The following is a 13,312-nucleotide window of genomic DNA, read 5'->3' on the forward strand; positions in this document are numbered from 1 at the left end:
CGCTACCCTTAACGTTGGCTGAGGATCTGTTGTTCGTAGTTGCGTACGTTGTTGAGCCAGCTGGCATCGGCCGGGACATCGTTACGCTGACAGTAGGTTTCCCACACGGCTTGCCATGGCAGGCATTTCTGTTCTTCCAGCAAGGCCAGGCGGGCGGTGTAATCGCCGCTCTCTTCGATCTTGCGCAGCATCTCGGTCGGCTCCAGCAGCGCACGCAGCAGGGCTTTCTTCATGTTGCGGGTACCGATCACCCAGGCGGCGATGCGGTTGATGGAGGCGTCGAAGAAGTCCAGGCCGATGTGGACGCGGTTGAACAGGTTGTTGCGCACGATCTCACCGGCAATCGCCTGCGTTTCGTCGTCCAGCAGCACCACGTGGTCACTGTCCCAGCGTACCGGGCGGCTAACGTGCAGCAGCAGGCGTGGTACATACAGCATGGCGCTGGAGATCTTGTCGGAGATCACTTCGGTTGGGTGGAAGTGGCCCGCATCCAGACAGAGTGCGGTCTGGCGGCTGGTGGCATAGCCGAGATAAAACTCGTTGGAACCCACGGTGTAGCTCTCTGCGCCAATGCCGAACAGCTTGCTTTCCACCGCGTCGATATGGTGTGCCGGGTCGAGTTTTTCGCTAATTACTTCGTCCAGCGCGCTCATCAGACGCTGGCGCGGTGCCAGGCGATCGATCGGCGTATCTTTCATACCGTCCGGGATCCAGATGTTCATCACCGAAGGCGTACCGAGCTGTTCGCCAAAATAGGCCGAGACGCGGCGGCTAGCCTGGCAATGTTCAATCCAGAACTGACGGATTTCCGGGTTGGCATGTGACAGCGTAAAACCGTCGGCGCTCAGCGGGTGCGAGAAGCATGACGGGTTGAAATCCAGCCCCAACTGGTGCTGTTTGGCCCACTCCACCCAGTTTTTAAAATGGCGTGGTTCAATTTTGTTACGGGCTACCGGGGCATCCGACTCCAGATAGATCGCGTGCAGGTTCAGGCGTTTCGGGCCAGGGATCAGCGCCAAAGCCTGTTCCAGATCGGCCCGCAGCTCTTTGGCGTTGCGCGCTTTGCCCGGGTAGTTGCCGGTGGCCTGAATGCCGCCGGTCAGGGAGCCTTCCGGATTTTCGAACCCGGCCACGTCATCTCCTTGCCAGCAGTGCATCGACACTGGCAGGGTTTCCATAGCGCTAATCGCGGCTTCAACGTCCACGCCAACGGCAGCAAAGCGCTGTTTTGCCAGTTCCCAAGCTTGATCGATCGAGCTTTTCATATGCAAAGTTCCTTAGGTAATTGACTCAACGACTGAAATTGCGACCAGTGGGCGGCAAAGTCTGGATTGTCGCGAGGGGTAAAGTGTTGTAGTGGGAAGTTCTGTGCCACGATGCGGCGGAATTGCCCAATGTCGCTGACGGCGTCCAAGGCCATCAACTGGCAGCCGACGTTGCCCAGGGTTGAGGCTTCGATTGGCCCGGCGCTGATGGCCAGCCCGCAGGCATCGGCACACAGCTGATTAAGAAAATGGTTCTGGCTGCCGCCGCCGACGATATGCAGATGGCTGAGTGGGCGGCCGTGCATCGTCGCCAACTCCTGTGCGACCTGGCGGTAGAGCATGGCGAGGCTGTCGAAGATGCAGCGCACCAGTTGGGCTGCGGTTTCCGGCACCGGCATCCCGCGCTCGCGGCAGCTGTCCTGAATGGTTTGGCACATGTTGGCCGGGTTGATAAAACGATCGTCATTGGGGTTAACCAATGAACGACAGGCTGGCTGTTGGGCCGCCTGAGCGATCAGGGCTGGCAGATCGCTGATGTTCAATTCCTGCGTGGCGCGTTGCAGCAGCCAAAGGCCCATGATGTTTTTCAGCACCCGATAGCCCGTTGCGCCGCCCTCATTGGTGATATTGGCCGCCAATGATGCCGGGTGAACCACCGGGACTGGGCTTTCGATGCCCATCAGCGACCAGGTGCCGGAGCTGAGATAGGCGGCATTGGCATCTTGCAATGGCGTTGCAAGTACCGCGCTGGCGGTGTCGTGCGTTGCCACGGCAATCACCGGGATCTGCTGGCCGCTGGGGCTGGTCCAATAGCCCACGCGGTTGCCTGGTGGCGTTGGTTTGCCAAACCAGCTGGCAGGTACCCCGGCCCAGGCCAACAGTTCCTCATCCCATTGATCAATTTCAATATTCAGGAGCTGGGTGGTGCTGGCATTGGTGTATTCCCAGTTCAGTTCCCCTGTCAGGCGAAAGTGCAGGTAATCTGGGATCAGCAGCAGGTGAGCCACGCGATCTAACCGTTCTGGCTGCTGTTCGCGCAGGGCACGCAGTTGGTACAGCGTATTGAAAGGCAGGAATTGAATGCCGGTGCGTTGATAGATATTGCTGCGGCCCAGATCCTGCTGGGCTGTTGCCATCAGCCCCTGGGTGCGGGCATCACGGTAGGACACGGCCTGGCCGACCCGCTCACCTTGCGCATCCAACAGTACAAAATCGACACCCCAGGTATCTATGCCGATGCTATCAAGGCGAATGCCTTCGGCATCAAGCTGTGCGAGTGCCTGGCGGATATTGCCTTCCAGCGCATCCAGATCCCAGCAGTCTTGCCCGGCCCGGTGCAGCAAACGGTTGGTGAAGCGGCTGACTTCACGCAACTGGAGTTGTTGCTGTTGCGGTTGATAGCTCGCCAGCATCACTCGTCCACTGGAGGCTCCAAGATCGATGGCGACAGTATTGCGAATAGTCATGAGAGAAAGCCCGTGATTGCTTGATGCGAGCAGTGTAGGAAGTTGCCGCTGCCTGGGCCTTCTCGCCACTGCCAACGCCTGAGAGGGATTGGCAAAATGGCAAAGGTAAAGGTGAAGTAGCTCACAGTTTGCGACTCGAGCCGGTTTTCGCCCGGTTGTGACCTTGTACGCATTTCTCAACATTGCTACGGCTTTCTTAAAAAACGCGCAGCTTTAGCGCGCTTTTCGGTCAAAACCTTAAGGTTTGTTGCCGGGCGCTTCTCTTACTATCGATTACCGACGTTGCGCGGTAATCCCGCCGCGCCAAAGCTCTGGGGGCAAGATGAACCTATTGCACAGTAGTGATTTTTTCCCTTCCTGCAGCGCGCCCGTGGTGATCGAACCTCGCGAACCGCAGCAGGCTTTTCCAGAACATCATCATGATTTTTACGAAATTGTGATTGTCGAACAGGGGGCGGGGGTGCATGTGTTTAATGGCAATCCCTATACCCTTAACAGCGGTTGCGTCTGTTTTGTGCGCGATCACGATCGCCACCTGTTTGAACAGACCGACGGCCTGATCCTGACCAATATTCTGTTCCGGGCGCCGGACGCCTTCCGCTTTGTCTCCGGCGTGGAGCAGTTCCTGCCGCGCGAGGCCGATGGCGTCTACCCGGCCCATTGGCGTATCAGCCAGCAGGTGTTGCAACAGGTCAAGGGGTTGATTGCGCAGCTCGCGGCGGCACCTGCAGGTGAGCGGCCAGAAGAGATAGCGCTGCATGAAAGCGTCTTTATGCAGCTGTTGGTGCAGCTGTGGCAGGGCTGTCTGGCCCGGCAGGGGGACGATCAGGAGGGGCGTTTGCATCAGCTGTTGGACTGGCTCCAGGGCCACTATGCTGAATCGATCGAATGGTCCGAACTGGCCGATCGCTTTGCCATCCCGCTGCGTACGCTGCACCGGCAGCTGAAACAGCACACCAACATGACGCCACAGCGCTACCTGACCCACCTGCGTTTGCTACAGGCTCGCCATATGTTGTGCCACAGCGATAGCAGCATCACCGATATCGCTTTTCGCTGCGGTTTCGGCGACAGCAACCATTTTTCGACCCTGTTCAAGCGTGAGTTTACCTGCCCACCCCGTGCGCTACGTGGTATGCGCTAGCAGCGTGAAAATCACGACTGCATCAATTTTCCTCGCCGCGTGTTCGGCAATAATGCCCAGTCGTGCCAACCAGGAAAGGTGTGAGATGAGGGAGACGTTACTGTTAGAGAGCCGCGATTATCTGCCCTCGGTACAGATGCCGGTGGCCGTGGCGGAGCGCTATCCCCAGATGGGATTTGCCACGCATACTCACCAGTTTTGCGAGATTGTGATCGTTTGGCGTGGCAATGGCCTGCACGTGCTGAACGATCGCCCTTACCGGATCACCTGCGGGGATATTTTTTATATCCGTGCCAGCGATTGCCACAGCTACGAGTCGGTACACGATCTGGTGCTGGATAACGTCATCTATTGCCCGGAGCGTCTGCGGTTGAATGCCCAGTGGGAAAGCCTGCTACCGCCGTTTGATACCTCCAGCGAGCGCTACTGGCGGCTCTCTACCCAAGGCATGGCGCAGGCCCGGCCGATTATCGCCCAGCTTTCGCAGGAGAGCCGTAAAACCGACTCGTTATCGATCCAGTTGACGGAGGCTTTGTTGCTGCAATTGGCGATCGTGCTCAAACGCTATCGCTATGCGGTGGACTGCGTGCATATGTTGCCGGACGGCGAACAGTTGGATTTGCTGATGGCAGCGTTGCAGAACGGCATCGACGGCGACTTTGATCTGCCGGCTTTTTGCCGGCAGCATCAGTTGACCGAGCGGGCGCTGAAGCTGCTGTTCCGCCAGCAAACCGGCATGACCATCAACCACTATCTGCGCCAGATCCGTTTATGCCAGGCCAAGCGCCTGCTACGCCGCAGTGAATACCGCATCAGCGATATTGCCGCCCGATGCGGGTTTGAAGACAGCAACTATTTTTCCGTGGTGTTCACGCGCGAGGCCGGAATGACCCCGCGCGAGTATCGCCAACGGTTTATCGCCTAGGGGCTAGGCGATCCGGTTCGTGCGGATATGCAATATCTGGGCGAGTTTTTCCAGCCGTTCTCCCTGATGGCCAATGCCGATAGCGCAGTGGTGGGCAGGGCCAGCCAAGGACCACTCACGGGTAAAGGTCCTGGCATCCAGGCTGAAACGGTAGCGGCTGTTGGTATTGCCGATATCCAGCGTTTCCCCCGCCACCGAAAGCCCTTCGGCATACTGCAACACGACGTCGCCGTCACGTTCCTCAACCACAGACAAGAAGGTGACCGGGCCGTTTTTCACCGACATCTGAATCGAAACGCCACAACCCGGCTTGCCGTGATACACCGGCAGCGGCACCAGGCGTACATCGCCCTCTGCCATCAGCGGATGCGCAGGCCCATCGTGGCCCCATAGCACAGCGTCATCCTCGAATTCGATGCCGTAAGGTTCGGAGAAGGATCCACCAGCTCCCAGCAGGGCGAGGATTTTCATGGCGATCGCGTTTTTGACTTCGTATTCACCAGCGACCGGGATGCCTTTTTGGGTCAGCAGGGTGTTACCTGCAATCACCGACGTAACGATATTCTCGTAATCATTGCCGTTTTGCCCTTCGTAATAATAGGCCATTGCGCCCAGCCCATGCCGTTCTACCAGCCGATCCAGCGCGCAGGCGGTATGCGCAGCGCGTTGCAATTCGGCCTCTGAACAGAGCTCGTCCACCACAAAGGCGTTGTGCATTTCATCCCGCTTAAGCTGGATTTGCGCTGTGGTACTTTGTTGGCGCAGAGCGTTCAGCTCGCACATTTCCAGCGGTTTGAAACGCACACCAAGCCGTGCGGAAAGGTTGGTCAGATTGCTGTAGACGTCGATCATCCCGTCGTAATAGTGGCCGAGCAGGCCGATCTGCGTGGTGCGTAACGCATTACGCAACGCGAAAGCGGTCAGCCAGTTGTCCAACTCCTGCCAGACCTGCGGATCGCCCTGTAATGCCCCCACCAGCAGTTGATACTCGATCCCGGCGCGATTAAACACGTTGGCCAATTCGGGAGCGCTACACGCCTGGCAATGGGCAAGCCATTCGCCAGTGCGATCGCCGCGATCTGCCATGGCGCGTATTTTCTGGTAGGGCAAACCTGCCTCTGGCTGCAAGGCTAATACCAACACCGGTTTACCCAGGGCCTGCACCAGCGGTAATACGGTGGCACTCAGCGCGTAGGTGCTGATGTAAAGCACCACCACGTCTACCGGCTGGTGGCGAGCCTCTGCCAACAACGCATCGGCGGCAGCGACCGAATCCACCAGCCCACCACGCTGAATCAGGTGACTGCTGGAAAGGCGTTCGGCGATCTGTTCGAGGTAACCTTCAAGGCGGGGCTTAAGGCCGCTAAACTGCGGCCAGTAAGTGTCAAGCCCGATACCAAATAGCAAGATATTCAAAGGACTATTCATCTTTCGCCCCTCAAGATGCCATGCCCAAGCCAACGATGTTGGCAGCCAGTATAATCACCAGGCAACCGAGGCATAGCACTGCCACCGGCTTTCTGGTCCCGCATTTCCACTCTTTCAGCAGTAGCCCGACGATGCCGCCGCACAGTACGTAGAAACTCATGTGCAGCATCCAGCTCATGTAGTCGTATTGTGCCGGGATCTTGGCGTGGCCCCAGGCGTAGAAGAAGAATTGCAGATACCACATCAGCCCGGCCAGCATCGAGAACAGCACGTTGGCGACCAGCAGCTTTTTCGGCAGTGAGAAATCGGCTTTCACCGAGATATTTTTCAAGGTGGCCAGGCGGATCAGGCAGTAGCCCAGGTTGATCAACGCGCCGCCGCCCATAATCACCACATAGCTTGGCAGGGCAACATACAACGGGTCGATGCCCAGTGCTCCGGCGGCTTCATGCATCGGTTTGGCCGCGTCCATGGCGAAGGACATCCCGGCGGAGAAAATGCCGCACATCACCGCCAGCGCCAGTCCCTTCTTGAGGCTGAACTCCTCTGCGCGGATGCCCATGGCCCGCTCTTTCAGCAAACCGGCATAGCTGACGATCACCACGCCGACCAACGCTACAAATACCCCAACCAGCGACAGGCGGCCACCTGCAGTGCCGAACAGTAGTTCAAAGCGGCCCTGCAATAGCGGTGTCATCAACGTGCCTATGATCAACGTGATGCCGATGGCGATACCAATCCCCATCGACATCCCGAGATAGCGCATGGTCAGGCCATAGTTGATATTACCGATCCCCCACATAGCGCCAAACAGGAATACCGGTAGCAGGGTGGCGGCGCTGAATGAGCCGTAATACTGCCAAAAATCGGGCAGCAGCATATAGCTGATGGCCCAAGGCAGGATCAGCCAGGAAACGAAACCGCCGATCGACCACATGGTTTCCCAAGACCAGTTTTTGACCTGTTTGAATGGCGCGTAGAAGCAGGCCGCACTGGCCGCCCCGACCAGGTGCCAGAGTATCCCTAGCAGAATGGCATTGTTCATCTTGTTATCCTTGTTGTTGTTGGCGTGGTGACGTAGAGCGCAGAGACCACGGATGAACAGGGAGTCTAAAGAGACACTAGCGAAGGAACCTTCGGTTGGCTGCCGGTTGCCGGGAGAGCATGGCAAAATTCAGCGGGTGCGGGTGTTGACGATCACAAATTTGGCAGGGCGGCGATCGGGCGATGTCTGGCTGGCAGGCGATCGCCCAATAGGGATTACTCTTTAAGCAGTGCGCCCGCATAACCCAGTTGGCGCCAGGCTTCGTAAACTACCACTGAGACGGCATTGGACAGATTCATGCTGCGGCTTTGGGCCTGCATGGGAATACGGATCTTCTGCTGTGCAGGCAACGCATCCAGAATGCTGGCGGGCAGGCCACGGGTTTCCGGGCCAAACAGCAGATAGTCCCCAGCCTGATAGCTGACAGCGCTATGCGCCGGTGTGCCTTTGGTGGTCAGGGCAAACAGCCGCTGTGGATTTTCGCTGGCGAGGAAGGCGGCATAGTCGGCATGGCGCTTGATGCAGGCAAATTCATGATAATCCAACCCGGCACGGCGCAGGCGTTTGTCGTCCCACGGGAAGCCCATAGGTTCGATCAGATGCAGTTGGAAACCGGTGTTGGCGCACAGGCGAATGATGTTGCCGGTGTTCGGCGGAATTTCAGGTTCAAATAAAACGATATTCAGCATGTAAAAAGCCCCTCATGACGAGGGGCGCAGAATAGCAAAATCTTTGGGTGCTGGCGATTAGCGCTGATGCAGCGGCAACCACAGCACCAGACGCAGGCCACCCAGCGGGCTGTCTTCCGCTTTCACCCAGCCGCGATGCTGATTGACGGCGGATTCGACGATGGCCAAGCCCAGCCCGGTACCGCCGGATTGACGATCGCGTGCTTCATCGGTGCGGTAGAACGGCCGGAAAATCTGCTCACGATCTTCCGGGCTGACGCCTGGGCCATCATCGTCCACCACGATGGTGATCCCCTGATTATCGGCGCTGAATGCCACCGCGATGCGCGTATTGGAATAACGCAGGGCATTACGCACAATATTCTCCAGCGCACTGTCCAGGGCACCTGCGTTGCCGTAAATCGTCCATGGGCCAGGAGGGGAGGTGACCTCCAGCTGTTTGCCCATCTGTTCGGCTTCGAAACTGGCGTTGTCTAGCACGTCGGCCCACAGTTCGTTGGCCTTCAGCAGTTCGCGCACCAGCTCGCTTTTCTGTTGGCCACGGGAGAGCAACAGCAGATCGTTAATCATCGAATCCAGCCGTTGGGCTTCGGTTTCGATACGCGCCAGTTCATGGCCTTCACCGTGGCGGCGACGCATCAGGGCGGTTGCCAGCTGTAGACGCGTTAACGGGGTGCGCAATTCGTGGGAGATATCGGAAATCAGCCGTTGCTGGGCCGTCATCATCCTTTCGAGCGCGCTGACCATCTGGTTGAAACTGGCCCCGGTGGCAAGGAACTCCTGCGGCCCGGCTTCCAGCTCTGGGTGTTGCTTAAGGTTGCCACGGGCTACATCATCGGCGGCATTTTTCAACTTACGCGCCGGTTTGGCCAGGCTCCAGGCCAGCCACAGCAACAGCGGGGCGCTGATCAACATGGTGACGATCAGCAGCAACAGCGGCCGGTCGAACATCAGGTTGATAAAATCGGACTGCGAGCTGCTGGCCGGGCGGATCAGGTACAACTGGTAATTGTCTTCACCATCACGCACCGAGAACGGGCCAACCAGTTCGACGCGGCCATATTTTTTCTTTTGCGGTTGGTCGGAGTTGTCCGACTGGCCGATAAAGTTGCGCACGATCTGCATTTCGTTGCGCTGCGCGCCGATCACTCGCCCTTCGCTGGTCACCAACAACAGGCGCTGGCCCGGCGGTGCCCATTTTTCGATGGCGCGGAACAGGCGGCGCCACCACATCAGATCGTTGGCCGGATCGTTTTGCAGTTCGGCTTCGACATGCTGTTCCAGCATCAACCCCTGCCGCTGTTCGCTTTCCAGCAGCGTGGTCATTTGGCGGGAGTCGAGTTTGGGCACCATCAACACCAACATCAGCACCAGGGCCAATGTGAACCAGAAAATGGCGAAGATGCGTGCCGTCAAGCTGTTGATCATGCTGCAGATACCATCAAATAGCCCCGTCCGCGCAGGGTTTTGAACCAAGGATGCCCATCTTTGCGGTCCGGCAGTTTGCGCCGCAGGTTGGAGATATGCATATCAATGGCGCGATCGAACGGCGTCAGGCGTTTGCCCAGCACTTCCTGGCTGAGGAGTTCACGAGAAACTACCTGGCCGAGATGCTGTGCCAGCAGATAGAGCAGGGTAAATTCGGTGCCTGTCAGATCCAGTACTTGCCCGTCGAAGCTGGCTTCCTGGCGGCCGGGGTTCAGTTGCAGGCCGTCAACGTCCAGCGTAGGTGCGCTGGTATCCACATTCTGCTGCTGTTCGCTCCAGTTGGAACGGCGCAGAATGGCCCGGATGCGGGCAACTAATTCGCGATCGTTAAAGGGTTTTGCCAGGTAGTCGTCCGCACCCAGTTCCAGGCCAAGGACCCGGTCCAATTCGCTGCCGCGAGCGGTTAGCATGATCACCGGCGTCTGGTGGTGCTGACGCAATTCTTTCAGCGTATCGATACCGTTTTTCTTCGGCATCATGATATCGAGCAACAGCAGATCGATGGAGCTGTCCAGTAACGACAACGCCTGTTCACCGTCGTGAGCCACGACGATGTTAAAGCCTTCCATTTCAAGCAGTTCTTTCAGTAGCGAGGTGAGCTCGCGGTCGTCGTCAACTAACAGAATTTTGTGCATATGTGATTTACCTCCTGACGCAAAATACGTCATCAACTGTTGCTATTCCATGACTTTACGTAGTTTTACATGCACTGACGCATGTTTGCAGGTGCAGCGATACACTGCTCCTCGTTGATTCGCAAAGTGAGAAAGCTCGAGGAGTAAAAATGGTTAAGGTGACCGCAGTAGTTATGGCATCAATTTTGGCATTAGGTTCTACCGCTGCCTTTGCTGCTGATACTACACCGGAAACTGTCCAACCTCCTGCTAATGATGCACTGTTGAGAGCGCTTGGCCAGAATCACATGTTTGACGGCGTTCGCTTGACCGAACATCAACGCCAGCAAATGCGCGATTTGATGCGCCAGGCCCGTTACGATCTGCCTGGTGTTAATGTAGACGAAGTGGAAACCATGCATAAGCTGGTCACCGCAGATAAATTTGATGAAGCCGCCGTGCAGGCCCAGGCGGAAAAAATGGCTCAGGAACAGGTTAAGCGCCAGGTCGAAATGGCCCGGGTACGCAACCAAATGTATAACCTGCTGACGCCAGAGCAAAAAAGTGTTTTAGACCAGAAGCATCAGCAGCGTGTGCAGCTGATGAAGCAACAGATTTCTGGTTTGCAGCAAACTTCTGCCCAGAAGTTGAGTATGACTGAGTAATCCCCTGTTTTTCCTTGCCATAGACACCATCCCTGTCTTCCCCCTCATGATGAGGGGGTTTTTTTTATTCCCATAAAATAAATTTACTTAAAAAACAATGGATTAATTCTATGCTAGACGGCGGCGGATTTTCAAAAACCGTTGAGTGTGGACGCGCCTTCTAACCTGGATATCTTATGAAGACTTATCTAGGGAGAGCGACATTACTGCACGTTTTGCCAGATTTTTTTGCTTAGCTGACAAGCATCCCATCATGATGGCGGGACTTTTTTTACCCCGCATTCCGTTATACTAAAGCCCATAAACTTTGGTTGGGGTTTTTTATGGAACAGCAATATGCGCGGCTGGTGCAGTCCGCTGCTTTAGCCGCCACCGGAATGGCCTCCGTTCTACTGTTGATCAAGATCGTTGCCTGGTATCTCACCGGCTCGGTCAGCCTGTTGGCGGCTTTAGTGGATTCGTTAGTGGATATTGCCGCATCGTTAACCAACCTGCTGGTGGTACGCTACTCGTTGCAGCCGGCTGATGAAGAGCACACCTTTGGCCATGGCAAGGCCGAGTCGCTGGCGGCGCTGGCGCAAAGCATGTTTATCTCCGGTTCTGCCCTGTTCCTGTTCTTGACCGGCTTCCAGCATCTGTATTCTCCGCAGCCCCTGAATTCGCCGGGTATAGGGGTAGCCGTGACTATCATTGCGTTGATTAGCACTTTCATCCTGGTGACCTATCAACGTTGGGTAGTCAGAAAAACGCGCAGCCAGGCGGTACGGGCCGATATGCTGCATTATCAGTCAGATGTGATGATGAATGGTGCTATTTTGATAGCACTTGGGCTAAGCTGGTACGGATTTCACCGTGCGGACGCGCTGTTTGCCCTGGGCATTGGGGTTTATATTCTCTATAGCGCGCTGCGTATGGGGTACGAGGCGGTGCAGTCCCTGCTGGATCGCGCCTTGCCGGATGAAGAGCGTCAGGCAATTATCGATGTGGTATCGTCTTGGCCGGGTATCAAAGGTGCCCACGATCTGCGTACGCGGCAGTCTGGGCCAACGCGGTTTATCCAGTTGCATCTGGAAATGGACGACACCCTGCCGTTGATGCAGGCGCATATTCTGGCAGAACAGGTGGAGCAGGCATTGTTGCATCGTTTCCCTGGGGCCGACGTGATTATTCACCAGGATCCCTGCTCTGTTGTTCCTCAAGGCCGACAGGGGCATTGGGAACTATAATCAACAGACATAGGTCAATGTTGGGTGGATTGAGAAATCACGGTGTTAGCACGCCGTGCCATGTGAAGTTTTTTCCTTGATGTTGCGTGACCTGAATCAATTCAGCTGGGTGTTTTTGTTATAATATCCAGCAATAAAAGCCGTAAAGCTGGTTTTGCGCCGTTGGAGAGATACCCGGTGAGTCGGCGAATACAGAATTCTTAAGAAATTGCATCTACAGTTCAGAGGTAGTCATGATCAAGAAAATCGGTGTACTGACGAGTGGCGGTGACGCCCCAGGTATGAACGCTGCCATCCGTGGCGTTGTGCGTGCTGCGCTCACAGAAGGTCTGGAAGTATTTGGTATTTACGATGGCTACCTTGGTTTGTACGAAGATCGCATGGAGCAATTAGACCGCTATAGCGTATCTGATATGATCAATCGTGGCGGCACCTTCCTGGGTTCTGCGCGTTTTCCAGAGTTCAGGGATGACAGCGTGCGCGCCAAGGCGATTGAAAACCTGAAAAACCGCGGCATTGATGCGCTGGTGGTCATCGGCGGTGACGGCTCCTACATGGGGGCGAAACGCCTGACCGAAGAAGGTTTCCCATGCATCGGTTTGCCTGGCACCATCGATAACGACGTTGCAGGCACCGACTACACCATTGGTTACTTCACCGCGTTGGAAACCGTGGTGGAAGCAATTGACCGTCTGCGCGACACCTCTTCATCACACCAACGTATCTCTATCGTGGAAGTCATGGGGCGTTACTGTGGCGACCTGACCCTGGCGGCGGCCATTGCCGGTGGTTGTGAATTTATCGTCCTGCCGGAAATCGAATTCAGCCGTGACGATCTGGTTAATGAAATCAAAGCCGGTATTGCCAAAGGTAAAAAGCACGCCATCGTGGCGATCACCGAGCATATCTGTGACATCGACGAACTGGCGCGCCACATCGAGCAGGAAACCAAGCGTGAAACCCGTGCTACCGTATTGGGCCACATCCAGCGTGGTGGTTCACCGGTTGCCTATGACCGTATTCTGGCTTCCCGCATGGGCGCGTACTCCATCGACCTGCTGCTGCAAGGTTACGGTGGCCGTTGTGTAGGGATCCAGAACGAGAAGATGGTGCACCACGACATCGTTGACGCGATCGAAAACATGAAGCGTCCGTTCAAAGGTGACTGGTTGGAAACGGCGAAAAAGCTGTACTAATCCGCCCCTGATGCTGCTAAGCGGGCGCGGTATATACGGCGCCCCTTCGGGCGTACATGTTCGCCTCTACAAGTTCAGCCGCATTGGCACTTGGTCATCAATCTAGAGCCTCCGTTTGGGAGGCTTTTTTTCGTCTGTCATCGCTATATTCCAGAATGGTC

Annotated in this window: 12 protein-coding genes; 5 read left to right on the top strand and 7 right to left on the bottom strand. The window is 56.3% G+C overall.

Annotated elements, in window-relative coordinates; translation table 11 throughout:
• Positions 1-8 precede the first annotated feature (8 nt).
• A complete protein-coding gene (locus tag N6G83_RS41585; protein ID WP_024527893.1) occupies positions 9-1,265 on the bottom strand; it encodes an L-rhamnose isomerase in 1,257 nt (418 codons plus the stop codon).
• The gene (gene rhaB, locus N6G83_RS41590; protein WP_248006633.1) at positions 1,262-2,677 is read right to left on the bottom strand and encodes a rhamnulokinase; all 1,416 of its coding nucleotides are present in this window, start codon (positions 2,675-2,677) and stop codon (positions 1,262-1,264) included. Before rhaB ends, N6G83_RS41585 begins: the two co-directional genes overlap by 4 nt.
• A gap of 376 nt (positions 2,678-3,053) precedes the next feature.
• Here rhaB and rhaS point away from each other — a divergent pair, with 376 nt between their 5' ends.
• Positions 3,054-3,875, top strand: a complete 822-nt coding sequence (gene rhaS / locus N6G83_RS41595) for an HTH-type transcriptional activator RhaS (protein WP_024482890.1) — start codon at positions 3,054-3,056, stop codon at positions 3,873-3,875.
• A gap of 85 nt (positions 3,876-3,960) precedes the next feature.
• Positions 3,961-4,800, top strand: a complete 840-nt coding sequence (gene rhaR / locus N6G83_RS41600) for an HTH-type transcriptional activator RhaR (RefSeq protein ID WP_024527895.1) — start codon at positions 3,961-3,963, stop codon at positions 4,798-4,800.
• Between the two features lie 3 nt (positions 4,801-4,803).
• On the opposite strand, the gene N6G83_RS41605 is transcribed toward rhaR, so the two are convergent.
• From N6G83_RS41605 to cpxR, 5 genes are all read right to left on the bottom strand, one after another.
• Positions 4,804-6,228 (bottom strand): L-fucose/L-arabinose isomerase family protein, encoded by a 1,425-nt coding sequence (locus N6G83_RS41605; protein WP_211135751.1) that lies wholly within the window; start codon positions 6,226-6,228, stop codon positions 4,804-4,806.
• Positions 6,229-6,238: 10 nt separating this feature from the next.
• Entirely contained in the window at positions 6,239-7,273 is a 1,035-nt protein-coding gene (gene rhaT, locus N6G83_RS41610) for an L-rhamnose/proton symporter RhaT (protein WP_024527897.1), read from the bottom strand.
• Positions 7,274-7,488: 215 nt separating this feature from the next.
• Complete coding sequence (gene trmL, locus N6G83_RS41615; RefSeq protein WP_021807233.1) at positions 7,489-7,962, bottom strand: tRNA (uridine(34)/cytosine(34)/5-carboxymethylaminomethyluridine(34)-2'-O)-methyltransferase TrmL; 474 nt, start codon at positions 7,960-7,962, stop codon at positions 7,489-7,491.
• 57 nt (positions 7,963-8,019) lie between these two features.
• Positions 8,020-9,390, bottom strand: coding sequence for an envelope stress sensor histidine kinase CpxA (cpxA, locus tag N6G83_RS41620; RefSeq protein ID WP_024527898.1), 1,371 nt, complete (start codon positions 9,388-9,390; stop codon positions 8,020-8,022).
• Positions 9,387-10,085, bottom strand: a complete 699-nt coding sequence (gene cpxR / locus N6G83_RS41625) for an envelope stress response regulator transcription factor CpxR (RefSeq protein ID WP_021181873.1) — start codon at positions 10,083-10,085, stop codon at positions 9,387-9,389. The genes cpxA and cpxR overlap by 4 nt, the downstream gene beginning before the upstream one ends.
• 149 nt (positions 10,086-10,234) lie before the next feature.
• On the opposite strand from cpxR, the gene cpxP reads away from it, so the two are divergent.
• The 3 genes from cpxP (at position 10,235) to pfkA (ending at position 13,151) form a co-directional block, all read left to right on the top strand.
• Positions 10,235-10,729: a cell-envelope stress modulator CpxP gene (gene cpxP, locus N6G83_RS41630; RefSeq protein WP_024527899.1), complete on the top strand. Its 495-nt coding sequence runs from the start codon at positions 10,235-10,237 to the stop codon at positions 10,727-10,729.
• Between the two features lie 323 nt (positions 10,730-11,052).
• Positions 11,053-11,955 carry a CDF family cation-efflux transporter FieF gene (gene fieF / locus N6G83_RS41635; RefSeq protein WP_024527900.1) on the top strand — a complete coding sequence of 301 codons (903 nt, stop codon included), beginning with the start codon at positions 11,053-11,055 and terminating at the stop codon, positions 11,953-11,955.
• A gap of 233 nt (positions 11,956-12,188) precedes the next feature.
• A complete protein-coding gene (gene pfkA / locus N6G83_RS41640; RefSeq protein WP_024527901.1) occupies positions 12,189-13,151 on the top strand; it encodes a 6-phosphofructokinase in 963 nt (320 codons plus the stop codon).
• Positions 13,152-13,312 lie beyond the last annotated feature (161 nt).

The organism is Serratia sp. PL7 (assembly GCF_945957435.1).